This is a genomic window from Pseudomonas sp. RU47 (assembly GCF_004011755.1).
Taxonomy (GTDB): domain Bacteria; phylum Pseudomonadota; class Gammaproteobacteria; order Pseudomonadales; family Pseudomonadaceae; genus Aquipseudomonas.
This window is the reverse complement of sequence record NZ_CP022411.1, coordinates 3,212,894-3,237,556: the sequence shown is the minus strand read 5'-3', so window position 1 is coordinate 3,237,556 and position 24,663 is coordinate 3,212,894. Positions and strand designations below refer to the sequence as shown.

The window sequence follows — 24,663 nt, the reverse complement described above, 5'->3', positions numbered from 1 at the left end:
TGAAGATTTCAGGGGCGAAAACATCGGGCCAGGCCATCAGTGTCTGACGAGCTGACCCAAGTGTTTATGCGCCATTCGCGGGACGGGCCCACTGCCCGATAAAGTCGCCAATTCTGCGCTCAATGCCACTCTCAACGGTCCGCAGCCGCAGAATGGGAATGCCGCTCTTAGCCAGAATCTCATTTTTCATGGCGTCCCGAGCGGCCTGTACGGGGTGGTCGTGGTACCCGCCATCGACTTCGATCACTCCTATCGGTTGCTTGCCCACTTTGAAATAGATCACGAAATCGCAACTGGCGCGCCGCATGAACGCCTGTTGGGGCTGCGTCCAGTCGAGGCCAGCCGGTGATGCAAGCTGATCCAGCTGAATCTGTGTGTGGTATTTCAATGCCTGGCACGCCGGGGCCGACAGTGCCTCGCGCAGCAACCGGGCCACGATCTGCTCGGACTTGTAGCGTGAATCCTCAGGCCGCAAGCGAGCGTCCAGGCGTGCCAGAGACTGGTCGTACTCGCGGTACAGCAAGTCGAATGCCGAGACCACCGGCGCCCGCACGATCTGCTCGTCTTGCGCGTAATAGCTGATGTAGCGGATCAGCGCAGCAATGTGGCCATTGTTGCCCGTGAACACCTCATCGCCGGTTACCAGGGTGAAGCGATGTTTGGCCCGCGAAACGGCCACGTTGATCATGCGCGGGTCGTCGACGAAATCCAGGCGTGTTCGCCCCTGGTTGTAGCGCTTCTTGTCGAGCACGGTGGAAAACACGATCTCGTCGCACTCGCGCCCCTGAAACTTGTGCACGGTGTCCTTGACGAAATCCGCCGGCAAGTGCGTGCCGGACAGATTAACTTGTGCCCTGTACGGGGCAATGTAACCGCGGCCTTCACCGTCCATTCCGACGGGTTGCCCCTCCTCTTCTAGCACCTTCAGCAGGGAGTCCAGTTCCCGAAGGTTGGTGTTCTTCCGGGCGTGGTTGCCCTTGGCCGTCACCACCAGACGCAGGGGCGCTTCGCCGTTGTCCTCGGTCATCGGCACCAGTGCGTTGTCGTAAAACTGCTGGTTGCAGAACTGGATGATCCTGGGGTGGCAGCGGTAATGCTCTTTCAGCAGGGTTCTGGGCAGCGCGTCCTGGAACACCGCAATGCACGAATCGAGCAAGCTGTAGCGCTCGCAATCGTAGGCCTCGGCGGGCGCTTGCAGCCCCAGCGTCACGGGGATATGCGGCAACTGGCGGTTGTCGCCCACGACGATCAGGTTCTTTGCGCAGCCCAGCGGCAGGATGCCCGGTACGATGTCCTGCAAAGAGGCTTCATCGATGATCACGTAATCGAGGACCGCTCCCGGCGCGATCGAATTGACGATGGAGTGCGTGCCGCTGCCCAGGATAGGGAAGCGCTGCATAAAGGTATCGAAACGCTCGCAGTAGGTTTTGACATCAAAACTGTCCGACGGCGGGACCTGAAGTTGCAGGTGGTGCTTGAGATGCTGCATCGATGCGGTTGTCAGTTCTTTGAGCAGCGCCGTGAAATTCGCGCGCGCCAACGAATCACGGCACGCCTGCAGCTGCGCTTCCTTGTCCCGGAGCGACTTGTCGTAGTAATGCATTTGCAGGGCATGGAAAACGGCCATGCGCGCCTCGGCGTCGGCGAATGGCCTGGTGCGAAAGATCCTGAATTTGAACAGTAGCTCGATACGGTCTTTGAGATGGATGCGCTGTTCGCCGAGGTAAGCCAGGTAGGCCATGAGGTCTGCAGTCTTGCGCGGTGTCAGGCCGTACTTGTCGAGCGTACCGGTGGCCTGTACAGCGCTTTCTGCCTGCCACTGCTGCAGGTAGCGCCGCTCGATGACCAGCTCGTCCAGCTCGATTTGCAGTTGCGCCGCCCTGTTGTGGTCTTGCAGGTGCTGCTTCAAGCGTGCCAGCAGGTTCTGGACCTCATCGAGGGATGGTGCCGCCTCGGGCGCACTTGGCGTCCACGCAGGCAGGTCGTCGAAGAAGGCCTGGCGTTTGCTCTGGTTGCCAAGCTTGGCGACCAGGTGGCCCAGGCCGTATTTCTCCAGCTTTTCGTAGACGTTCTCCACGGCAGCATTGTTGTTGGACAACACTGCGACTGTCTGTCCGCGTAACAGAATGTTGGCGAGGATGTTGAGGATCGTCTGGGTCTTGCCGGTTCCTGGCGGCCCTTCGATCACGCTGACTTGCGCGCTGAATGCCCGCTCGACGGCCTTAAGCTGACTCTCGTTCAGCCCGAACGGATAGATCAGCCCCTGCCCCGGCGCCAGCGTGCCGTTGCGTCCCGTACAGTAGGCTTGCAAGGCAGTGCCAGCGATGGCGGGCAGTTTTTCGAGCTGACGCACCACATTGTCGGCAATTTCACGATCATCCTGCGACTTACCGTGACTCTGTCGGGCTTGCGCCACGGCAGTGAGATAGCGGAAGACCGGCGTGTCCCGCATCGCTGTCGGAGCGGTAAAGCCGATGCCGTCCATTTTGTGAACATAAGGTTTTTTGCCGCCCGGGTAGTGCACGACGGCATAGCGCTCGCCGTAAATCGTAGCGCTGACGATGGGCTTGGTGCCGCCGCGCTTGTGCAGCAAGACATTGCTCAACTCGCGGGTGGGCGAAACCAGACAATTACTGAGCGGGCGGGTGTATTTTTTCCTGGAGGGATAGTGACAGGTCAGTTGCAGAAATGCGTCCCTGTCGCTCCAGCGAATCGCCCAGTCGCTGATCTGTGCGGTCTTGTCCTCACCATCTACCTGAATCGAAGCCATATTCCTCATCCCTGAACGCATAACATCCGGCTTCACGTCGCGCCGGATGCTATTTCTCCTGAAGTGGCCATATTGCCATCATTGTGTGCAGGGTCGATAGCCGGTTCATGCGTTAAGTCATGCCGCAATCCTTCACTCTGGCTGTTATTGGACGGCAGACAAGATCAATGCAGTTGCCGCTGCCTCTGCAGTTCCCTCTTTAACCAGGCGCTTGCTGGCTCTACTTTTTCTTTACATCGCACCGCATACGCTCGGCCACTCAGGCTGCTTTCAGTGGCAGCAAGATCGATGAAGTCTTCCGCGCTGTGCACCCTGTTTTTGCCTTCCAGATAATCCAGCTTCTGCTGTAGATGCACCCGCGCGCGGGGTCCCGGGTATTCGATTCCGTTACGCACGAACTGACACGGGCTGTGTTCGACAAAGTCCAGCAAGGCCTTTATCTCTTGGGTGGCTTGCGGGTCGGTTTGGCCCTGCGCATCCGGAACGATGGCGGTAAGGCCGCTGCCCGCAACCACTAGCAACAGGCTGAAAAGCCGCACCATATCCCTCACCCCCTATCCTCTGCGCGACAATGAAAGTATCGAAGTGAGCACCAACAGAGACCACGGCGCCCCGCACCATCGTTCGTCGATGACCCACGCGCTATAACATCCTTTCCAGCCCGATGGCGCTGCTGAGCCACGCATTGAAGTGCCGCCACCAACTCCCCGGCTCCTTGGTCAACGTATGCTGTTTACCGTCATCCTCGGTGACCCAGACCATCTGATTGTTTTCCAGCACAGTGTGGTAACTGAGCGCCGGAGCCATACCTTCCAGAGCCAGTTCTCGCACCCGTCCGGCGAGTTGCGGATTATCGACCAGCACCCCGACTTCGGTGTTCCACAAGAGTGAGCGCGAGTCGAAATTGAACGAGCCGAGGAATGCTTTCTGCTGGTCGAAAATCATCGCCTTGCTGTGCAGGCTGGAGTCTGAACTGTTGGAAGATCCGCTGTGAAACAGGCGCGCCCCGCCGCCTCTGTCGTCGCTGTCACCATTGTCGCCGGATTGGCGCCGTAGCTCGAACAACTGCACGCCATGCTCCAGCAAGGTTTGCCGATACGGAGCGTACGCACCGTGGGCGGCGGGCACATCGGTGGCCTCCAGTGAGTTGGTCAGCAAGCTGATCGACACGCCGGCGTCGGCACGGTCGGTCAAGTACACCACTCCCGGCTGACCGGGCACCATGTAGGCTGACACCATGATCAGCTCCTTGCTGACCCCGTTGAGTTCAGGCGCCAACTGGGTGGCCAACAGCAAGTGCGAGGCGGGTTCGCCCTTCGCCAAGACCTTGCTCGGTGCATCCCACATCGCTGTGTTCCAGGCCCAGATCAGCTCCTGACGCCAGACATGCAGGCGTGGATGCGTGGTGTAGGTCATCAGTTGCTGGTAAAGCGCATGATTCTGCTTGCGCGTTTCCTCCAGGGATTCATCCAGCCGGGTGCGGCTGTTTTTCAGGTCCCTGAGCGACGGTCTGAACGAGAGAAACTGCTCGATGGGCTTGCTCAGCGCACTATTCCAATACTGGTCAAAACTATGCCCCAGATGCTCGGCAACCGGGCCGACACTGAGCATATCGATGTCTTTGAAATTCTTGTCGGGCTGCGCATCAAAATACTCGTCGCCCAAATTGCGCCCGCCGACGATGGCCACGCAGTTGTCCACCACCCATAGTTTGTTGTGCATGCGTCGATGTTGCTGCGACAGGTCGAACAGCCGGCCCATCGTCCGTGTCACGACGGTGCTGCGGCCCAGGTGCAGCGGGTTGAACACACGAACCTGAATCAACGGGTGCGCAGCCAGCGTCGCGATAATCCGGTCGAGGTCATCGCTGGTGGTGTCATCAAGCAAAATCCTCACGCGCACGCCGCGGTCGGCGGCGTTCAGCAGTTCGCTCACCAGTAATCGCGTGCTGATACCGTCGTGGACGATGTAGTACTGCAAGTCGAGGCTGCTTTGCGCGTTACGAATCAATTCGGCGCGGGCCGAGAACGCCTCGGCACTCTCGGACAACAAGCGAAAGCCCGATTTACCCTGATGGGGAGCGGCCTGAGCCAGGACAGAACGACCGAATGCCGAATCGCGCGCTGGCAGGGCCTGACTGGGTTCATGAGAAACATTGACGGTCGCACAACCGGCAAAGAGCAAGACAAGCAACAGAAAGATAAACAGTGGCTGTCGGGTTTTCACGGAGCGTACTCCGACGGTGACGATCAGGGATGCCGGATCCCGAAGAACGGCCTGTTGGTTCCCTCCATCACTCTGGTCGACTCGACCTTGCGCACTGTTTCTTCGATCTGCGGGGTTGTTTCAGGAGCGTAGTTCATCCGCTGTCAATTGCGGGAATTGCCCAAGGTGGAAAAGCGCGTATCAATAGCCAGCGGCCAGAAAAAACACAACTGGCAAAGCTGATGAAAATGACACCGCAACTCATTTTCGTATCCGCTACGATTTGGCGACCCATCACGCCAACCGCAACGGGTCCGGAAGCGGCCGCTGATCAACGACCGCGGCCGAACCGCAGCGCACATTGCTGTCAGGATTTATCAGTGAGGGCTGGCGGTCGGACGAACCACAATTTCACTCACATCGACATCGTCGGGCTGGTCGATGGCATAGGCGAGCGCTCGCGCGATGGCGTCGGCGTTGAGCGCGACACGCCGAAAGGCTTTCATTTCCTCGCGTGCCACCTCATCAGAGATGGTATCGGCCAGTTCGGACTCGACGACCCCCGGGCACACCACCGTGACGCGGATCTTGTCCGTTTCCTGGCGCAAGCCATCCGAGATCGCCCTGACCGCAAATTTGGTCGCGCAGTACACCGCGGCGGTCGGAGAAACCGCGAGACCGCCAATCGACGAGATATTGATGACCTGGCCGAAACCTTGTGCCTCCATGTCCGGCAAAACGGCGGCGATACCGTGCAGCACGCCGCGAACGTTGACATCGAGCATCTGGTTCCACTCATCGACCTTCAACGAAGTCAAAGGCGACAGGGGCATCACGCCTGCATTGTTGATGATCACATCGACCTTGCCATGTTGCGCCTTGGCGAATGTCACGAAGGCGTGCATGGATTGCAGATCCGTCACGTCCAGTGCGCGGGCACTGGCCGAGCCTCCTTCGGCCTGGATCTCGCCGACCAGTTTGTCCAGACGTTCGGTACGGCGGGCGCCGAGTACCACATGGGCACCTTTGGCGGCGATCAATCTGGCCGCCGCTTCGCCAATACCACTGCTTGCACCGGTAATCAGGACGACTTTGTTTTGAATGTTCGACATATCCGTAGCTCCTGCTCTCTGCATTGAAGTTCAGCAGCGACCGCTGAAGATGCGGGCGTTGCTGCGGGGTACGTCGAAAGATTAAGGGCACTGGCCTGCGCGGCGCGTGCCAAAACCTGCGCAACTTTTGCCTATTCGTGTCTGTGTTCATCTCCCGCAAATTTTGTGGCGGACCGGCACTCAAGCGCCACGGAAATCGCTGGGCGTTACGCCCGCCTCGCGACGAAATACCTGGGAGAAGTGACTGGGGCTGGAGTAGCCGACCTCCAGCCCGATCTCGATGACACTAAGCCGGGTCTCCAGCAACAAGTGCCGTGCACGAACCATGCGCAAGCGAATGAAGTACTGCGAAGGCGACAGTCCCGTCGCACGCTTGAACAGGCGGCTGAAGTGGTACTCGCTCAGTTCGGCCAGTCTGGCCAACTTTGCCAGGCTGAACTCAGCGGCCAGATCCGCACTCATGGCATCAGTGACTTTGCGCAGCTTGTAGGCTTGCAAGGCGTTGACTCGACGTCCGGGTCGGGTCTCGGCGCGATAGCTGCGCACAAGATGTACGGCCAGCGCCTGAGCCAGAGACCGGACGAACAGAGCACTGGGCAAGCGCTCCCCGACCAGTTCGGTGCGCAGCTGCTCCATGACATACGCGACGCGCCCATCCCGTGCGCCGGAAACATCGCGAAATCGAACAGCCCCGGCATGCTCCCCCAACAACTCCCGTGACGCTTGCTCAATCAGCGGCAACCCCAAATAAAGATGCATGACTTCGAAGGTATCGCCTCCGTACGTCTGCCAGCGCATTTCATAAGGCTCATCAGAACTGGTGAGAAAAAAATCGCCGGCACTGACTTCTGCCGCCTCCCATGCCCCACCCGGCAGGCGCTCCTCCACCCTCGCCGCCCCCGCCAGAACCAAAACGAGCAGCGGTTCTACCACTGCCGGCACGAGAATGGGCTCAATGACGCTGCGATGGGTGAACAACTGAATCACAACGTCCTTGATTTCCAGACGCGGTGTAAACGTCTGCGCATCGCCTGGCAGATATTCACGCATCGATTCCCCAGTGATGCGCAAGTCCTGGCTGGATGTCGGTGCCTGGGACGTTCGCACGGTAGTTGCCATGAACAGGTCCTTTTAATAAGGGAGGCCGGATCGATGATATCGGGCTTTTTTCGCTGGCTGAACCGAGCGGCGAACCGTCCTCACTGATATTCGGCGCAAAACCCCGACAGCGTAGGCAATCTCACGAAAGCCGGCTTCGCCGCGCTGCGAGACAGTAGGCCCGTCGCCGTTGAAAGACACGGCTTATCCCCTACTTGATCACAATGCTGGAGAACATCATGACCGACATCAAGCACAGCACCCCGAACGAAGTGGCAGGTAAAGTCGCCCTGGTGACTGGCGCGGCCAGTGGCATCGGCAAGGCCATCGCACTGCTGCTGCATGCCCGCGGCGCCAAGGTCATTGCTGAAGATATAAACCCCGACGTGGAAGCGCTGGCCCGCCCTGGTCTGGTACCACTGGTGGCCGACATCGCTAAGGACGGTGCCGCCGAGCGTGCGGTCGCGTTGGCCGTCGAGCAATTTGGCCGGCTGGACATCCTGGTCAATAACGCCGGCATCATCATCAACAAGCTGGTCATCGACATGACTCGCGAGGACTGGGAACGCATTCAGGCGGTCAATGCCACGGCGGCCTTCCTGCATAGCCGTGAAGCGGTCAAAGCGATGATGCCCAATAAATCCGGCTCGATCGTCAACATCGCGTCCTACGCCTCCTACTTCGCCTTTCCCACCATTGCCGCCTACACCGCCTCCAAAGGCGCACTGGCGCAACTGACGCGCACCCTGGCGCTTGAGGTCATTGGCCACGGCATCCGCGTTAACGCGGTTGGCGTCGGGGATGTGGTGACCAACATCCTCAACCATGTGGTCGACGATGGCCCTGCTTTTCTTGCCCAGCATGGCGAAGCCGCACCGATCGGCCGCGCCGCACAACCGGAAGAAATCGCCGAAGTGGTCGCGTTCATCGCCTCGGATCGTGCCAGCTTCATGGTCGGTTCGGTGGTCATGGCCGACGGCGGCATGACGGTCACCGCCGGGTGAGCCACTGCCCGGAGGAACCGCCGGCAAGCCCGAGAGGATCAGGCAAATCTGCGGCAGTTTTGTCCTGACACCGCTGCGCTCGGCTAAGTAATCTGAAAGCACGCAATGGATGCAGCACAGGCCAAGGCAGGCCGCTCGGATTCAATGAGGACTGAGGAGAAAAGCAGATGAAAAATGCCACACAAGCCAAACCTGATCATCGTTACGCAGGCATGTGGGTCACCGCTGATGGCTTCATCCGTCACGAGCTTCTGACCACTGGGCGTTACGACGAGGCCCGTGGTAAAAATAACAGCGCCTGGCAAGGCCGCTACGAAATCGTCGATGACTACATTCAGTACTGGGACGACACCGGCTTCACCGCCGACGGGCATTTTCATGACGACGTGCTGTATCACGCCGGCATGATCCTCTATCGGCAATGAGCACTTTGATTATGTCGGATGAATATCGTCTGCCTGGACAATTGCGCGCAGACGCTCATGAACACTTGTGAGAGCCTTGAAATGGAACAGAGCGATGCTTTCATCCTGCAAAACACGGCCATCTACCGCGACGAACTGGTTCGCCTGCTGACGCAACGCTTTACCACGCCCGGGATCTATGAGACCGCCATTGCGCCCCTGCATGTCATCCGTTTTGACACGCCTTCGGAGCTTATCCATACCGTGCACAAACCGGCACTTTGCCTGATTGTGCAAGGACAAAAGGAAATCGGCCTGGGCGACGACCAATACCTGTACGACCCGCTGAGTTACCTGGTGGTCTCGGTGACGCTCCCGGTTGCCGGGCGCGTGCTGCTGGCCAGCCCGGAGGCGCCCTACCTGTGCATCCGTTTTGATTTCGAGGCCACGGATATTGCCCAGGTCATCGCCGATGCGCCGGCAACGGGCGTCCCCGACGAACCTGAACTGGGTCTTTTTCTCGAGAAAGTCGATGTGCCCCTGCTCGAAACAATGCTGCGGCTGGTACGGCTGCTGGAAACACCGAAAGACATCGGCATGCTGGCGCCGCTCGCGCTACGAGAGTTGTACTACCGCCTCCTGCGAGGCGTGCACGGACGTCGGCTGTACGAACTTGCCCTCGGTGATTCGCAGACTCGACGGGTGACGCGGGCCATTGATTGGCTGAACAAACACTACAACCAACCCTTACGCATCGAAGAACTTGCCAGGGTCGCCAATCTGGGCAGCTCGACATTGCATCATCGCTTCAAGGCCGTCACCGCGATGAGTCCGCTGCAATATCAAAAGCAACTTCGCCTGCAGGAAGCCCGCCGCCTGATGCTGGGTGAAGGCCTGGATGTGGCGAGTGCCTGTTATCGAGTGGGCTACGAAAGCCCATCTCAATTCAGCCGCGAGTACAGTCGCCAGTTCGGGTGTCCGCCCTCCAGAGACGCCAGCCGGATTCGGCGCCCTGCGTGAGCCGGCGCCCTTCACAAATACCAGCGATACTCCCGCGCACTGATCTCCTGCATAAACGCCAAATGATCCTGGCGTTTATTCTCGCAATACACATCGACAAACTCCGCGCCCAACCCCTCACGCAATTGCGGCTGGTGCTGCATCGCGCGCACGGCCTCGAACATTTCCTTGGGGAAATCAATCCCGCTGCTGCGGTCTTCGTTCAGCGGCGCAATGGGTTCTTTGCACGACTCCAGCCCATACTCCAGCCCCACCAAAATCGCCGCCAGCACCAGATACGGATTGGCGTCCGCACCCGCCAAGCGATATTCGACCCGTAGGTTTTTCACGTCCGACTCGGGAATGCGCAAGCACGCATCACGATCCTCAAAGCCCCAACTGGCCTTGGTTGCGGTGTTCACCGTGCCGCCCAAACGGCGCATGGCGTTCTGGTTCGGCGCGAAGATCGGCATGCTGTGCGGCAGCAATTCCAGACACCCCGCCACCGCATGGCGTAGCGGCTGCTGATCATTCGCTGCCAACAGATTATTGCCTTCAGCGTCATACAGGCTCACGTGCACGTGCATGCCACTGCCCGGATGCTGCAAGTACGGTTTGGCCATAAAACTGGCGCGATAGCCGTGTTTAAGCGCCACCCCGCGCGTGCTGCGGCAGAACAACGCCGCCCAATCCGCCGCACGCAGGCCATCGTCGAGATGGCCGAAGTTGATTTCAAATTGACCGGGACCCAGTTCAGCCGTAATCACGGTGGCGTCGATACCTTGCGCCCGCGTCGCTTCAACCATGTCATCCAGCACCGGCGCGAAGCGTGAGAGGCGTTCGATGTGCAGGTTCGGTTGATCATCGGCGTCGTCAGTCAGGTCGTCGCGGGGGAATTGCGGCAAGCCATCGCGCAGCTTTTTGTCGAACAGGTAGAACTCCAGCTCGAACGCCACCACCGGGTGAATGCCTTTGCGCGCGAGACGCTTGAGCACCTGCGCGAGGACTTCACGGGGTTCAAACTCGATCGGCTTATCGGTGCCGTCCGAGGTGATCAGCATCTGCCCCATCGGCTGCGCTTCCCAGGTCACCGGTTTCAGTGTGCCCGGCACCAGACGGCGCACGGCATCCGGGTCGCCGTCGTTGAAGCAGTAATCGCCGATCGGAAACAAACCACCCTGCACGCCCAGCAGTACGCAGTTCTGCGGCAACTTCAGTACGCTGCCGGCGGCGACTTTTTCGAGCATGTCGATTGGATAGCGCTTGCCATAGAAGTGCCCGGGAATGTCCAGGCAAATCAGGTCGACATAACGCACCTCGGGGTAGCGTTGGCGAAAGGCACGCACTTCGGCGAGCAGGTCAGCGCAGACAGCGTCCATCGTGTTCATCCTTTGTTGTGATCAGGTGTAGACCCAGAGCACGCGGGTCAGCTGCTCGGTGAGGTTGCCGTAGCGGCAGCGGGTATGACTGTCGAATTGAAAGCTGTCGCCGGCCTTCAGCGTGACGGGTTCTTCATCGTCGCCCAGCCACAACGTCAGCTCGCCTTCGAGGACGTAACCGCCCTGCTCCGAGCTGTCGGTCAGATGACGGTCGCCGCTGCTGGCGCCGGCTTCGAGATGACTTTCGAGCATCGAGAACGAGGCGCGCATTTGCGGCGACACCAGAATGTCGGTGATGCCGTTGGCGTAATACAGCGTGCGGCGCTCATCCGGGCGTGTCACCCACGGCAGCTCTTTAGGCTTGGGCAGGCTGTAGAAATAGGTGGTCGGCACGCCGAAGGTTTCACTGATCGCGGTCAGGTCCGCCACGGTCGGCCGTGACAAGCCGCGCTCGACCTGCGAGAGAAAACCCACCGAACGGCCGATCTTGTCGGCCAGTTCTTTCAGGGTCCATTTCTTGTGCTTGCGCAGGTCGTGGATAAGGATCGCCAGTGCGGCGATTTCTTCTTGCTTGTTCATCGTCAAAATCTCATCAAATACTGTCGCGCAGTCGATACCAGGCCTTGCCGATGGCCTCCAGCGGTGCCGCGAAGTGCTTGCCACCGGGGAATCGGCCATTGCTCAAACCCTGATACAACGCCAATTCATCCGCCTCGCCGAGAATCGCGTCGGACACCGCGCGCGCGGCCGCCAATGTCGGCAGAACGCCGTGGCCCGAATAGCCTTGTAGCCAATAACGATTGCCCGCGCCGCCAACGTCCGGCGTGCGGTTGATCGTCAGATCGATATGCCCGCCCCAGGCAAACTCGATGCCGACGCCTTTGAGCTGCGGGAACACCCGCTCGAGAAACGGCCGGGTCGCTGCCGCAATGTCTTTGGGCATGCCGCCGAGATACGTGCAGCCGCCGCCGAACAACAAACGGTTATCCGGCGTGCGCCGGAAGTAATCGAGGACGAACTGGTTGTCGGTCACGCAGACATTGCGCGGCAACAGCGCCGTGGCCTGCTCAAGCGTCAGCGGTACAGTGGCGACCTGGTAAGTGCCCACTGGCAGAATGCAGCGGGACAGTGGCGGGTCGAGTTCATCGAGATAAGCGTTGCACGCCAGCACCAGCACATCGGCGCGCACTGAACCGCGCTCGGTGTTGACCCGGAAGCCACCGCCCTGCTCCTGATAACTCAACGCTTTGCTTTGCTCGTGGATACGCCCGCCGGCGCGCTCGATGGCGGGCGCCAGGCCCAAGGCCAGTTTCAGAGGATTGAGGTGCGCGCCCTCAGGGTCGTACAACCCGGCCTGATAGCGGTCGGTGGCCACCCATTCCGGCAGTTGTTCACGAGGGATGAACTGCAAGGAATCGTGGCCCCATTTGAGGCTGGCCTCGTGTTGCCATTCGCTTAGCAGGCTGACCCGGAGCGGCATCACCGAGGTCCACAAATGCCCGGGCCGATAGTCGCAATCGAAGCCATGCCGCCCGGGCAATTCGCGCAATTCGTCGGCAGCCCAGCGCATGCCATTCCAAAGCCGTTTGGCCCGTTCATGGCCCAGCGCAGCTTCCAGCGGCGGCATATCGCAAGACCAGCCGAGAATCGCCTGCCCGCCATTACGCCCCGACGCGGCCCACGCCACCCGACTGGCTTCCAGCACCACCACGCGTTTGCCCGCCAAGGCCAGACGCAGCGCCGTGTGCAGACCACTGAAACCGGCGCCGATGATCACCACGTCGGTGTCATGTTCACCCTCCAGCGCCGGCCGATCACGCAGAATATCGGCGCAACTGTGGGCGTAATAGCTGTCGACGTGCTGGCTGGATTGCAGGAACATTCGCGACCTCATGAAATTATCTTTTTATAATTTCATGAAAATCTACAGAATATATTTCACGCCGGCAAGCCAAGGTGCTCAGTCACGCAGCCACGGCAGGTCTGCGTGCTGATAACGGTGGGCACGGAATATCGCGTTGTTTTCGCCCGGCAAATAGCGTCGCGAGGCCGCATCGGGATACGTGGCGAAGTGCGGATTGACGTACTCCCAGACCACTTCACCAGTCGGAGTGACTTCGAACAAACGGCCGAAGTTGGCCTCGGTGATCAGCGTATTGCCGTTGTGCAAACGCTGCGCGCCGCCCATGAACGGGGTGAAAAAGGCATACCCCGGGGTGTCGGCGTATTGCCATTCGATGCGTTGCGTCGACGGGTTGATTTCGAGAATGCGCGAGTGCGGCATGCTCACGTGGGGGCGGAAGATGCCGTTGTCGAACACCAGCACGTTGCCGTTTTCCAGTTCACTCGGGCAATGCTGCTGCGCGACCAGATCGTGGCCCAGTCGCCACAGCACTTCACCACTGCCGCGCTGCACGGCGATCACTGATGAAACACTGCGCAGGCTGAGGATCACCTTGCCGTCACGGCCGGGGGTGACCGCGTTGGTCATCGGCCAATGGTGACGTTCGAACGCTGAGTGCAGCGGGTAATCCTCAGGGCGCAAGTGCTCCCAACTGCGCCATTCCCAGACCACATTGCCCTGACGATCGACCTCCTTGACCACGTCGGCATAAATCACCCCGCCCGGCGCCTCGCTGCCGGGAATGCCGCCCACCACGCGCCGGGCCAAATCGGCACTCAACGGCTCGGCCGTGGTGTAAAGCAGATGGCCGTTGTCCAGCCATTGCGCGTCATGGTGGTGAAGCAGATCGGTGTGCTCCCAGACCACTTCGCCTTCCGGCGTCACTTCGCTGAACGCGCCGCCATGCCACACCGACCAGCCCGGAAACAAGTCCGGTGACTCAGGATGGTTGCCGTTGTAGCCGAGGTTGCCGTTGCGCAGGATCACTGCGTCACGGCCGGGGCGCTGAGGCAGTTTCCAGCGATGAACGACCTCGCCATCAAGGTCGATGAGGAACACATTGCCATCCGCCGTTTGTGGTGCGAACAGCGTGTAGCCGCCAGCGCTGCGGGCATGATCGACAGCGATCAGGCCGGTTTTGCGGCGCTTGAGTGTGGTGGTTTCGAGGTTGGGCATGGCTTTTCTCCGGGCGAGTGAGCCCTCGCCGCGAGCAACGCGGCAAGGTGAACTGAAGGGTTATGGGTGGTTTGGCAGTAAAGGGTTGAAGCGATCGTCGAAGATCTGCCCGACCTGTAGCGGTCGCGGAATCAGACGCTCAGCGGCAAACAGATCGGCCAGACGCTGCTGCGAAGTGATGACTGACGACTCGATCGGCACGTAGTGAAGGTCCTGATGCGCGAGCATTTCCTGCACCAGCGCAACGGGGAGTCGTGTGGTTTGTGCGAACACCTCAGCCCATTCCTGAGGGTGCTCAGTGGCCCAGGCTTGGGCGCGGGCCAGCCTCGCGAGCAGATCGCCCAGTTGCCCTGCTCGCTGCGGATCCTTCAGTGCCTGCAGGCTAGCGACGGTGAAATTCAGCCCGGTTTCCGGCCAGGCGCTGCCATCGACCAGAACCCGAGCACCGCGCGATGTCGCCTGGCAGACGAAGGGATACCACACCGCCCAGGCATCGAGCTTGCCGCTGGCAAACGCATTCTGTGCGTCCACCGGACTGACGTAGGCGATGTTCACATCCCGAGGCGCGAGGCCTGCTTTATGTAGCGTGGCCAACAACAAATAATGCCCGCTGCTGCCCTTGGCCACAGCGATGCGTTGACCCTTCAGATCGGCGACCTGCTGGACGCTGGAGCCTGCGGGAATCAGCAGCGCATTGTTGTTTTGCGCACCGCTCGCGACGCCGATGATGCGGATGTCGAAGCCACCGGCCTGCGCGAACACCGGCGGCGCATTACCCACGACACCGGCATCGATCGCCCCGGCGCTCAGTGCTTCGAGCAGGGTGGTCCCGGCCAGAAACGGATGCCAGGACAGCGCATAGGCAAGGTGTTGATCTTCGCCGGCGGCATGCAGCAATGCCTGGGTCAAACCGCTTTGATCGCCCAGTTTCAACGGTTCGGCAGTGGCCGACAGCGGCTGGCTGAGCAGCAACGCAACGCCGCACAGCAGCGCTTTTACAGGGTGTGCCAGCAGACGCTTGGCAGCAGGAAGTTTTACCGGCATTGTCGTGCGCTCATTTGTGCATTGATTTCAGTATGTCGAGGCCCGCCGTGTCGCTCCATGCCAAACACCCCTCCTTTGCTGCCATGACGGACGCCGCGCCGCTGCCTGTGCGCACCGTCGTGGTGTTGGCGTTCGATGACTTGCTGTTGCTCAATGCGGCCGGCCCGCTTGAGGTCTTTGCAGCCATACCGCGCGTGTTGGCTACGCCCTACAGCGCAAGTCCGCCGTACCGCTTGCTGGTGGCATCGCCGCGCGGCGGTCAGGTGATGTCCATTTCCGGCATCAGCGTGACCACCTGTTCGCTGGAACAGATCGATGCCATGGCCCCGGTGATCGACACGCTGATCGTTGCCGGAGGACCGGGCATGGCCGCGCTTGAAGCTGACGAAGCCGCGTGCGCTTGGCTACGCCGCCGCTCGGTTGACATCCGTCGGCTGTGCTCGATCGGTACGGGTTCGTTTGCCTTGGCCGCAGCGGGCCTGCTCGATGGCCGCGAAGTGGTGACGCACTGGAAATTCGCTGCCGAACTGCAGGCGCGCTACCCGGCAGTACGCTGCCAGACCGATGCGCTGTATCTGCACGATGGCAACCTCTGGACCTGCGGCGGCGCCACTGCCGGTATCGATCTGGCCCTTGGTCTGGTTGAACAAGACCTCGGCGCCCACGCGGCGCTGGCACTGGCGCGGTACTTCACGGTGTTCATGTGGCGTGATGCCGAACAGCCGCAGCTCAGTGCCTCGCTCAATGCTCAATCCAAAGCGTTACGCACCGACCCGGACGCGCGTCTGGCGCGGCTGCACGCCTGGATCGCGGCGAACCTGGACGGAGACTTGCGCGTCGAGCGTCTGGCCGAACAATTCGGCATGAGCCCGCGCCATTTTGCCCGCGCCTATGTCGCTGCCACCGGAGAAACCCCGGCGCAAGCGGTGGAGAACCTGCGTCTGGAGACGGCGACTCGATTACTCAAGACCACCCGCGAGCCGATCAAGCGCATCGCCGAAACAGCCGGTTTTGGCCGCGAGGAGCGTATGCGTCGGGCCTTCCAGAAGCATTTGGGCATCAGCCCCCACGGCTACCGCAGTGAAATGAAAGCCGCTGCGACGGGAGCGGCGCCGCCGTTGGGCATTGCGCTGGCGGGGCTGGCCCAATAACTCGCTCCGCGGATCAATGCTGTAGCGCATAGCGCCGGCAATGTTCCAGATAGCCGCCCACGCCGCTCGAATGCTTCAAAGTGTTCCAGAGAAATGCGTACAAGCTGTCCGCCCTAGAGTGGCAGTTCGACGCGCGCCAACAACCCTCCAGCGTGGCGGTTGCTCAGCGTCAACTCGCCGCCCTGCTCGCGCACAATCGCCCGTGCTGCCGACAGCCCGAGGCCCACACCGCCAGTGTCACGATTGCGCGAAGCCTCCAGGCGAAAGAACGGATCGAAGACCTGCTCCAACGCCGCCTCGGGAATACCGGGGCCGTCATCGCTGACCTCAATGCAGATCGAATACTCGTCATATTTCAACGCAATGCCCGGATGCTGCGCGTACTTAAGCGCATTCTCCAGCAGATTGACGATCACCCGCTTGATCCCCAGCGGCCGGCCCTCGTACACCAGATGCGCCGGGCCTTCGAAGTCGACGTGCAGGTGTTGATCGCGGTAATCGTCGACGATGGTTTGCAGCAGCTCCGACAGATCGAACGCGGTGGTCTGCTCGCGGTGGGTGTCTTCGCGGAAGAACGCCAACGCGGCGTTGATCATCGACTGCATCTCTTCAACGTCGCGAATCAGTTTGCCCTGATGATCGAGGTCTTCCATGAACTCACTGCGCAAGCGCATGCGGGTCAGCGGTGCACGCAGGTCGTGGGAAATTGACGCGAGCATGTGCGTGCGCTCGGCGATGAAGTGCTGGATCTGCGCCTGCATGGTGTTGAAGGCGATGATCGCCTGGCGGATTTCGTCAGGGCCTTCGAGCTTGATCGGCGGTGCCCGTAGATCGGTGCCGAATCGTCTCGCGGCGCGGGCGAACCGCTGCAAGGGGTTGGCCAGTTGGCGGGTGGCGACCCAGGCAACCAGCAGCGTGGCAATCAGTCCCAAGGCGATGACGATCGCGATACGCACGCCAAACTCCAGGCCCCAACTGCGCTCCGGCGGGATAAATGACAACCAGCTGCCATCGACCAATTGCACGACGGCGGCGTAATGCGCCTGGGGACTGCCGTTCGGCCAGTCGCCTGGGCTGAACACCTCGATTTTTCGATCAATGCCCAGCAGTTGCTGCAGCACCGGCACCCTGCTCGCTGGCAGGCGAAGCCCGTCATTGGGCAGGTCAAAGTCCGCGCGCTGCGCTTGCCACGACACGTGCAGCATGGCGCTGCTCGCCGCCGCGGCCAGTTGCGGGCGCAGGCTGGCCGGGGCCGCTTCGATCACCCGCGAGGTCGCGGCAATCTGTTCCAGCAGGCCGGTGCGTTCAATCGGTGGCCGCGCCCAGATCCCGGCGACTTGCACGAACAGCGCATTCAACGCCAGCGAAGCAACCATCGCGGCAATGATGGTCAGGGCAATGCGCCGGCTCAGGGTATCGCCACGCCACAGTTGGCGGATCACGAGCGGCTGACCTTGGCGGTGAACAGATAACCGCCGTTGCGCACGGTACGGATCAAGTCCGGGCGCTTGCTGTCCGGTTCGATCTTGCGGCGCAAGCGGCTGACTTGCACATCGATGCTGCGGTCGAAGGCGTCATGACCATGGCCGTGGGTCAGGTCGATCAACTGCTCGCGGGTGAGGATGCGCTGCGGATGATCGAGGAACACCACCAGCAAATCGAACTCGCCGCCGGACAGCGGAATCATCACGTTTTCCGGGGAGCGCAGTTCGCGACAGGTGATGTCCAGATGCCAACCGGCGAAGCCGATCACCGGGCGTGAAGGCTCAACTGTTTGGCGCTGTTCGCCGGCACGACGCTGCAAGGCACGCACCCGTGCGAGCAGTTCCTGCGGGGCAAAAGGTTTGGTCAGGTAATCGTCCGCGCCCAGTTCCAGGCCGACAATGCGATCACTCAACTCGGCCATGGCCGTGAGCATGATGATCGGAATGCCCAACTGCGCGCGCACCTTCTGACACAGGCTCAGGCCGCTTTCGCCGGGCATCATCAGATCAAGAATGATCGTGTCCGGACGGTTCAGCGCGATTGCCGCCCACATGGCTTCGCCGTGGGACGCCACGTCGACTTCATAGGCGTGCTGCACGAAGAACTTCTTCAGCAGCGCGAGGATTTCCACGTCGTCGTCGACGAACAGCAGTCTGCTCACAGTCACAGGATCCATGCACCAAAAAAAGCCAATCTAAAGCCATTTCGCCGCCCGGGTCATTTATTTCAATCGAGCAACATTTCTACGCGCCAGACATCAAGCGGACATTCTCCGGCAAAACCTCGCGGGCATTCTGCAGCTATTTCAAGCAGGGGGATTGGCATGAAGGTATTGAACAGCAAACCAGGCATCACGCCGCACAATGGCAATCGGCCGTTGATTCTCAGCCAGCGCACCGCCGCGCTCGGCCCGGATACACCGGTGGTGTTTCAGGAATCGTGCCTGGGCGTTTCCACTGATCAGAGCACGGTAGTGCTGCGCCGGTACTTCGAGCATTTCAGCCCGACCAATGCGCACTGGGTGGAATACGTGCACAGTGTCAACACCGCTGATCTCATGAACTGGATCATGGCCCACGGTCGATTGCACATCGAATGCTCGGACAACATGACGCAAAACAAGGAAGCCGTTTGATGTCGCGTATTCGTTCAATGTCGCTGTCTGTTGTCGCCACGCTGAGCCTGGCGGCGTGCAGCAGCAAAACGCCGGAACACGCCGGGTTTCTGCGTGACTACAGCGTGTTGGCCGAGCGCCAGTCGCCGTCCGGGCAGCCTGTGTTGGCGTGGGTCAGCCCGGCCCTCGCCCGGGGTCGATACACGCAGGTTTATCTGGCGCCGAGTCAGTTCTACCCGAGTGCCGAACCGACGCCGCGGATTCCGCTGAGCACCTTGTCCGGGGTCACCGACTACTACGACGCCGCGTTACGGCTGGAACTGGGCAAGGTGATGCATCTGGTCAATCAACCCGGGCCGAACACCCTGGTGGTGCGCCCCGCCATCACCCAAGTGGCGACCAGCACTCAGGGGTTGCGCTTTTATGAGTGGCTGCCGGTCACCCTTGTCGCTGCGGGCGTTAGCACGGCGACCGGCATCCGTGACCAGGACAGCGAAGTCGCCACCGAGGTGTCGTTCGAGGACGGTTCGACCGGCGAAGTGATTGCCGAAGTGGTGCGCAAAGGCACCGGCGTGCCACTGGAGAACGACAAGCAGGTACTGACTGCCGATGACGTCAAGGGGGTGCTGGATGGCTGGGCCAGTGACCTGCGGCAATCGTATACGGCCATCCGCCGGTAAACACATATCCCCTTCTTGATCGTTCCCACGCTCTGCGTGGGAATGCAGCCGGGGACGCTCCGCGTCCCAACAAGATCGCAGCCTTCGGCAGCTCCTACAGGGAAAATCAGGGTGCGTCAGGAAAAAAAGCGCCGAGCAGTGAATTATTTCGTGTCCTCATGTATCTGAGCCAAAGAGTACGCGCCATCAAATAGATGGCATCTACGCGGCACGATGGATCAGCAAAGAGAAGACCCGGATGAAATCACGCAAGAAAACCGTCAAGCCGATTGGCCTGAAAGACATCACCATTGTCGACGACGCCAAGATGCGCAAGGCGATCACCGCCGCCGCACTGGGCAATGCCATGGAATGGTTCGATTTTGGTGTCTACGGCTTCGTCGCCTATGTGCTTGGCAAAGTGTTCTTCCCCGGCGCCGACCCCGGCACACAGATGATCGCCGCGCTGGCGACATTCTCGGTGCCCTTCCTGATCCGGCCGCTGGGCGGCTTGTTCTTTGGCGCGCTGGGCGACAAGTACGGACGACAGAAAGTCCTCGCCGCGACCATCGTGATCATGTCGCTGAGCACCTTCGCCATCGGCCTGATCCCGTCCTATGCCTCGATCGGCATCTGGGCGCCGATCCTGTTGCTGCTGGCAAAAATGGCCCAGGGTTTCTCGGTCGGTGGCGAATACACCGGCGCGTCGATCTTCGTCGCTGAATATGCACCGGATCGCAAACGCGGCTTCCTCGGCAGTTGGCTCGACTTCGGCTCGATTGCCGGTTTCGTCCTCGGTGCTGGTGTGGTGGTGTTGATTTCTTCCACGCTGGGCGAAGCGAAGTTCGAGGAATGGGGCTGGCGTCTGCCGTTCTTCCTCGCCTTGCCGCTGGGCATGATCGGCCTCTACTTGCGTCACGCCCTGGAAGAAACCCCAGCGTTCCAGCAGCACGTCGAAAAGCTTGAGCAAGGCGATCGCGAAGGCCTCGCCGGTGGCCCGAAAGTCTCGTTCAAGGAAGTCGCGACCAAACACTGGCGCAGCCTGATGACCTGCATCGGCGTGGTGGCGGTGACCAACGTCACCTACTACATGCTGCTCACCTATATGCCGAGTTACCTGTCGCACAACCTGCACTACAGCGAAAACCGTGGTGTGCTGATCATCATCGCGATCATGGTTGGCATGCTCTTCGTGCAGCCGGCAATCGGTTTCATCAGCGACAAGATTGGCCGCAAACCTTTTATCGTCGTCGGCAGCATCGGTTTGTTCATTCTGGCGATCCCGGCGTTCATGCTGATCAACAGCGGCAAGATCGGTTTGATCTTCGCCGGCCTGCTGATGCTGGCCGTGTTGCTGAACTTCTTTATCGGCGTCATGGCCTCCACCCTGCCGGCGATGTTCCCCACGCACATTCGCTACAGCGCACTGGCGGCGGCTTTCAACGTTTCGGTGCTGATCGCCGGCCTGACCCCGACCGTGGTCGCCTGGCTGGTCGAGAGCACCAATAATCTGTACATGCCGGCGTATTACCTGATGGTCATCGCCGTGATCGGTCTGGCCACCGGCGTGACCATGAAAGAAACCGCCAACAAGCCGTTGCGTGGCGCTGCGCCTGCTGCTTCCGACCTTGAAGAAGCGAAAGAACTGCTGCAAGAGCACCACGACAACATCGAGCAGAAGATCGAAGACATCGACGCCGAAATCGCCGCGCTGGAAGCCAAGCGCAAGGAACTGGTACAGCAGCATCCGCGAATCAACTGAGCGCGAACACTGACCGCAGACCGACTCTGACCGGGTGGCGTGCTGCTTAAACGCAGCTCAGCCACTCGTGCTCCGGATGCAATCGCGTCAAATGTCGAAGCAACCACACGTGCTCCTGCGCAGACAAGTTCGGTAAGGCGCTGGCGAAATCGCTGCGGTCTTTGGGGCGCGTGTGTTTGGCCTTGAACAAGAGAACAGCGGCAGGTCGCAGATACGGGATGCCCGCCGTGCTGCGCAGAACCATTTCGGCGCGCGGGCAGGTTATCGACGGATCACGCTTGTAGATCCAGGTATCCGGCGTGCCCGGCTCGATCATGACATCCACACGCCAGGTCTGTGCGGCGCTGTCGTATCCCCAGATCTGAAAAATGTCTTCGGCGGGCAAGCAGGTCGCTGACAAAAACCGGAATGTGCCGTCCTTCACCGCGTAGAAATCCAGATCGCTCAACGCTTGGCGAAAAAAGGCAAAATCCGCCCGCAACACCGTGAACTCCAGATCGCTGTGAGTCCGGGTTTGCCGCCCGAGCCACAGGTCCAGCGCCCAACCGCCGACCACGCACCACGGGCGATTTACCGCGTTCAGAAGTGTTGCCAACTCCTCAGGTGTCCAGGGTTGCCATTGCTCTTGATCGGGCACCAGCGGCTGGGCTGTTGTCATGTCTCAGGCTCGTTGTTCTGTAGATGGATATCGGTAGCGCGCCATTCGACCCCCTTTCACCCCCCGGCTCAACATTTTTATCAGCTCGCCTTGAATCCGATCGCACGTCATTCAAGGCGCGTTGACCACCACATACGTCACATCACTGCCCTGATACTGCGGCTGGTACCAGGTCGAGCCGCACTGCATGTAGGCGACGTTGTACTGAATCACCTGCACACAATTGCTGGGCATTTGCGCCGGGGTAAAGATCGAGCCCACCACCGCCGCCGTGACTGCGACGGTTGCCGTTACCGCCGCTGCGGCCGCCAGCGGATGGTAGTGATCGTCGTAGCCATAACGGCCATGGCCGTCGACATCAATATCGACATCGCGACTGTTGTCGATGTTGACGTTTCGGTTGCCGTTGCGATTGCTGTTATTGACGTTCGTGCGGTTGCCGACGTTGTTGCCGGCATTGACCCGATTGCCCGAATTGACCCGATTGCCGGCACTGACATTGTTGGTGCGCTGCGGCGCATTGATCCGCTGCGCCCGTTGCGCATTCGGCGCCGGCGCGCGGTTGACGTTGGCGCGGGCATGGCCCTGAGCGCGTTGCCCCCGGGCGTCGGCTTCGGCCACATAACCGGCGGTCAGCAGCGTGGCGGCGGCCAGCGACAACAACAGACTCCACGTCATCGACTTGTTCATGTCATTGCCCTCCCTGATCGCTGGCTTTTTTAAACGCAATCGCCACATCGCCTTTGCCCGGTTTGAAGGTGAACTGTGTGTCCGGGATGGTCGGCTTGAGGTTCCACTGATACACCGCGCTGTACTCGGGAAAGCTCTTCTCGTCGGTGGTGGTGATCACCAGTTTGCACGGCAAAGGTTTGTCGGAACGGGTCAGCCACAATTGCCAGTCGATGCCTTCCTGGCGAAACGCCAAATGGTCGCAGAGCTGGCCCTTGATGACCGACGGGCCCACGTACAGCGCGGCTTTCAAGGCATCGATCTGCGCTTGGTCACTGCCGAACAGAAACAGGTCCTCCATTGGTACCTGCACACCGTAGAAGTTCTCGACCTTGTGCAGGGTTTCCGCGACGGTGGCCGGTGCATCGACGGTGGTGTAGTACTTCAGGTACGGCGAGTACTGGGTGAGTTGTTTGCCGTTATAGAAAAACTCGCGGGTGCGCACATCGCCTTCGCTTTTCGCATACAGGCGATCATGGCCGACCACTTTCAGGGTATTGGCGGACTCGGTCTTGATCTTCTGCCCGGACTCCAGAACGGTGTCGCGCGAGACTTGGGCATCGACCTGGAATTTCGGCAGGCTGCGCAGGTAGTTGCCCATGTCGATGAGCTTGTCGACCACTTGCGGGTTGATCAACGGCGCATCGTCCGTGGCCTCGGGAGTGGGCGCAGCCGGCGGGTCTTCGGCGCGGGCTCCCGGCGCGAGAACCAGTGTGAACATCAGGCAGACAATACTGGCTGGGGCTTTCATCGGTTCCGCTCCTGTCCCTGCGTGGGCGTTGCGCCCGAAGGGCGACTGACTGACCAGCCTAGACCTCAGTCCGGGGGTACGCCAATGCGTCAGCGAGAGAGATGAATGTCACGGCAGATTTTCTTTGCGCTGGCTCTCCAGAAGCTCGGTGACATCGGCCGGTTGATACACCCAGCCGATAAACAACTCATAACCGACGGCGAGAATCACCGGCCCGGTGAACAGGCCGATAATGCCGCTGGTGACCATGCCGCCGAGCGCGCCAATCAGCACTACTGGCATCGGCACCGCCACTCCGCGACCCAGCAACATCGGTTTGAGCACGTTGTCGGCAAGCCCGGCAATCGCCATCCACACCGCAAAGATAATCGTGCCAGCGCTGACCCCGTCCACGGCGAAGACATAAATCACGATGGGCAGCGTGATCAGCAGCACCGGCAATTGGGTGATGCCCAGCAGCAACACCATCAAGGCGAGAATGCCGGCCGCCGGTACGCCCATGATCACCAACGCGACGCCCACCAGCAGCATCTGAATAAAGGCGATGCCAACCACGCCCTGCGCCACGGCGCGGATGGTTGCCGTGCACAGTTCGGCGATCTGCGGGCCGCGCACCGGCCCGGAAATACGTGTGGTGATGGCTACCGCTGTGCGGTGGCCGCGCTCGCCGTGGTGCATGATCAGCCCGGCGACGATCAAGGCAACCACGAACACCACAATGCCCGCTCCGACACCGGCGGCTTGATGCAACACCACTTTGCTCCAGTCCTTGAGGTGTGGCGCCAGTTCCTGAAACACCCAGCTCAGATCCTGTGACGCATGCATCCAGATGCCGTACAGCGGCGCGCCAATCAGCGGCCAGCCTTCGACACTGGCCGGGGGCGGCGGAATCTCGAACTGCCCCGCTTCAAATGTGTGCATGCTGCCCTTGATCGAATCGGCGATCGACGCGCCCAACAGGCTTAACGGCAACATCAGAATCACCAGGCCCAGCAACACCAGAATGATTGCCGCCCAGCCGTAGCGATTGCCGAGTTTCGCGCCCAGCAGCTGATTCAGCGGATACAGCGTGACCGCCAGGATCAGCGCCCAGAGCATGACATTGAGAAACGGATGGAAAATGTCGTAGCAGAACAACACCAGAATGGTGATCAGGCCCGCGCGTATGAGCACGTCCAGCAGCGCTCTGGAACTTTGAAACGCTATCAGCGGTTTGTCTTCCATGTCGGCTCTCCTGATTGGGCCAGCGTTGAACCGCTG

General features: G+C 60.5%; 23 protein-coding genes. 7 read left to right on the top strand and 16 right to left on the bottom strand.

Annotated elements, in window-relative coordinates:
• Positions 1–64 precede the first annotated feature (64 nt).
• The 5 genes from CCX46_RS14610 to CCX46_RS14590 form a co-directional block, all read right to left on the bottom strand.
• A complete protein-coding gene (locus CCX46_RS14610; protein ID WP_127927475.1) occupies positions 65–2,770 on the bottom strand; it encodes an AAA domain-containing protein in 2,706 nt (901 codons plus the stop codon).
• 164 nt (positions 2,771–2,934) lie between these two features.
• Positions 2,935–3,312, bottom strand: a complete 378-nt coding sequence (locus CCX46_RS14605) for a DUF5329 domain-containing protein (RefSeq protein WP_127927473.1) — start codon at positions 3,310–3,312, stop codon at positions 2,935–2,937.
• Positions 3,313–3,412: 100 nt separating this feature from the next.
• Entirely contained in the window at positions 3,413–4,996 is a 1,584-nt protein-coding gene (locus tag CCX46_RS14600) for a phospholipase D family protein (RefSeq protein WP_127927471.1), read from the bottom strand.
• A gap of 356 nt (positions 4,997–5,352) precedes the next feature.
• Positions 5,353–6,087: an SDR family oxidoreductase gene (locus tag CCX46_RS14595; protein WP_127927469.1), complete on the bottom strand. Its 735-nt coding sequence runs from the start codon at positions 6,085–6,087 to the stop codon at positions 5,353–5,355.
• 180 nt (positions 6,088–6,267) lie between these two features.
• Positions 6,268–7,206, bottom strand: coding sequence for a helix-turn-helix domain-containing protein (locus tag CCX46_RS14590; RefSeq protein WP_127927467.1), 939 nt, complete (start codon positions 7,204–7,206; stop codon positions 6,268–6,270).
• 218 nt (positions 7,207–7,424) lie between these two features.
• Here CCX46_RS14590 and CCX46_RS14585 point away from each other — a divergent pair, with 218 nt between their 5' ends.
• From CCX46_RS14585 to CCX46_RS14575, 3 genes are all read left to right on the top strand, one after another.
• A complete protein-coding gene (locus tag CCX46_RS14585; protein WP_127927465.1) occupies positions 7,425–8,189 on the top strand; it encodes an SDR family NAD(P)-dependent oxidoreductase in 765 nt (254 codons plus the stop codon).
• Positions 8,190–8,356: 167 nt separating this feature from the next.
• On the top strand, positions 8,357–8,614 hold the full coding sequence (locus CCX46_RS14580) for an Atu4866 domain-containing protein (RefSeq protein ID WP_127927463.1): 258 nt from the start codon (positions 8,357–8,359) through the stop codon (positions 8,612–8,614).
• Between the two features lie 81 nt (positions 8,615–8,695).
• Positions 8,696–9,613, top strand: a complete 918-nt coding sequence (locus CCX46_RS14575) for an AraC family transcriptional regulator (RefSeq protein WP_127930395.1) — start codon at positions 8,696–8,698, stop codon at positions 9,611–9,613.
• 11 nt (positions 9,614–9,624) lie between these two features.
• On the opposite strand, the gene CCX46_RS14570 is transcribed toward CCX46_RS14575, so the two are convergent.
• The 5 genes from CCX46_RS14570 to CCX46_RS14550 form a co-directional block, all read right to left on the bottom strand.
• Positions 9,625–10,971 (bottom strand): glutamine synthetase family protein, encoded by a 1,347-nt coding sequence (locus CCX46_RS14570; RefSeq protein ID WP_127927462.1) that lies wholly within the window; start codon positions 10,969–10,971, stop codon positions 9,625–9,627.
• Positions 10,972–10,992: 21 nt separating this feature from the next.
• A complete protein-coding gene (locus CCX46_RS14565; protein ID WP_127927460.1) occupies positions 10,993–11,550 on the bottom strand; it encodes a helix-turn-helix domain-containing protein in 558 nt (185 codons plus the stop codon).
• Positions 11,551–11,563: 13 nt separating this feature from the next.
• Positions 11,564–12,853 carry an NAD(P)/FAD-dependent oxidoreductase gene (locus tag CCX46_RS14560; protein ID WP_127927458.1) on the bottom strand — a complete coding sequence of 430 codons (1,290 nt, stop codon included), beginning with the start codon at positions 12,851–12,853 and terminating at the stop codon, positions 11,564–11,566.
• Between the two features lie 78 nt (positions 12,854–12,931).
• A complete protein-coding gene (locus CCX46_RS14555) occupies positions 12,932–14,050 on the bottom strand; it encodes an aryl-sulfate sulfotransferase (protein WP_127927456.1) in 1,119 nt (372 codons plus the stop codon).
• Positions 14,051–14,110: 60 nt separating this feature from the next.
• Positions 14,111–15,094 carry an ABC transporter substrate-binding protein gene (locus CCX46_RS14550; RefSeq protein WP_127927454.1) on the bottom strand — a complete coding sequence of 328 codons (984 nt, stop codon included), beginning with the start codon at positions 15,092–15,094 and terminating at the stop codon, positions 14,111–14,113.
• Positions 15,095–15,141: 47 nt separating this feature from the next.
• On the opposite strand from CCX46_RS14550, the gene CCX46_RS14545 reads away from it, so the two are divergent.
• Positions 15,142–16,245, top strand: coding sequence for a GlxA family transcriptional regulator (locus CCX46_RS14545; protein WP_238704404.1), 1,104 nt, complete (start codon positions 15,142–15,144; stop codon positions 16,243–16,245).
• Positions 16,246–16,358: 113 nt separating this feature from the next.
• Here the strand turns inward: CCX46_RS14545 and CCX46_RS14540 are convergent, their stop codons facing one another.
• On the bottom strand, positions 16,359–17,687 hold the full coding sequence (locus CCX46_RS14540; RefSeq protein WP_127927450.1) for an ATP-binding protein: 1,329 nt from the start codon (positions 17,685–17,687) through the stop codon (positions 16,359–16,361).
• Positions 17,684–18,406, bottom strand: a complete 723-nt coding sequence (locus CCX46_RS14535; RefSeq protein ID WP_127927448.1) for a response regulator — start codon at positions 18,404–18,406, stop codon at positions 17,684–17,686. The genes CCX46_RS14540 and CCX46_RS14535 overlap by 4 nt, the downstream gene beginning before the upstream one ends.
• A 147-nt stretch (positions 18,407–18,553) precedes the next feature.
• Between CCX46_RS14535 and CCX46_RS14530 the strand changes: the two genes are divergently transcribed.
• The 3 genes from CCX46_RS14530 (at position 18,554) to proP (ending at position 21,265) form a co-directional block, all read left to right on the top strand.
• Positions 18,554–18,865: a hypothetical protein gene (locus CCX46_RS14530; RefSeq protein WP_127927446.1), complete on the top strand. Its 312-nt coding sequence runs from the start codon at positions 18,554–18,556 to the stop codon at positions 18,863–18,865.
• The gene (locus tag CCX46_RS14525) at positions 18,865–19,524 is read left to right on the top strand and encodes a DUF3313 domain-containing protein (protein WP_127927444.1); all 660 of its coding nucleotides are present in this window, start codon (positions 18,865–18,867) and stop codon (positions 19,522–19,524) included. The genes CCX46_RS14530 and CCX46_RS14525 overlap by 1 nt, the downstream gene beginning before the upstream one ends.
• 238 nt (positions 19,525–19,762) lie before the next feature.
• Complete coding sequence (gene proP / locus CCX46_RS14520; protein WP_127927442.1) at positions 19,763–21,265, top strand: glycine betaine/L-proline transporter ProP; 1,503 nt, start codon at positions 19,763–19,765, stop codon at positions 21,263–21,265.
• 46 nt (positions 21,266–21,311) lie between these two features.
• On the opposite strand, the gene CCX46_RS14515 is transcribed toward proP, so the two are convergent.
• The 4 genes from CCX46_RS14515 to CCX46_RS14500 all read right to left on the bottom strand — a co-directional run bounded on the left by CCX46_RS14515 (position 21,312) and on the right by CCX46_RS14500 (position 24,627).
• On the bottom strand, positions 21,312–21,923 hold the full coding sequence (locus CCX46_RS14515) for a nucleotidyltransferase domain-containing protein (protein ID WP_127927440.1): 612 nt from the start codon (positions 21,921–21,923) through the stop codon (positions 21,312–21,314).
• 111 nt (positions 21,924–22,034) lie between these two features.
• Positions 22,035–22,613: a hypothetical protein gene (locus CCX46_RS14510; protein ID WP_127927438.1), complete on the bottom strand. Its 579-nt coding sequence runs from the start codon at positions 22,611–22,613 to the stop codon at positions 22,035–22,037.
• Position 22,614: 1 nt separating this feature from the next.
• Complete coding sequence (locus CCX46_RS14505) at positions 22,615–23,403, bottom strand: DUF2092 domain-containing protein (protein WP_127927436.1); 789 nt, start codon at positions 23,401–23,403, stop codon at positions 22,615–22,617.
• A gap of 108 nt (positions 23,404–23,511) precedes the next feature.
• On the bottom strand, positions 23,512–24,627 hold the full coding sequence (locus tag CCX46_RS14500; protein ID WP_127927434.1) for an AI-2E family transporter: 1,116 nt from the start codon (positions 24,625–24,627) through the stop codon (positions 23,512–23,514).
• Between the last annotated feature and the right edge of the window lie 36 nt (positions 24,628–24,663).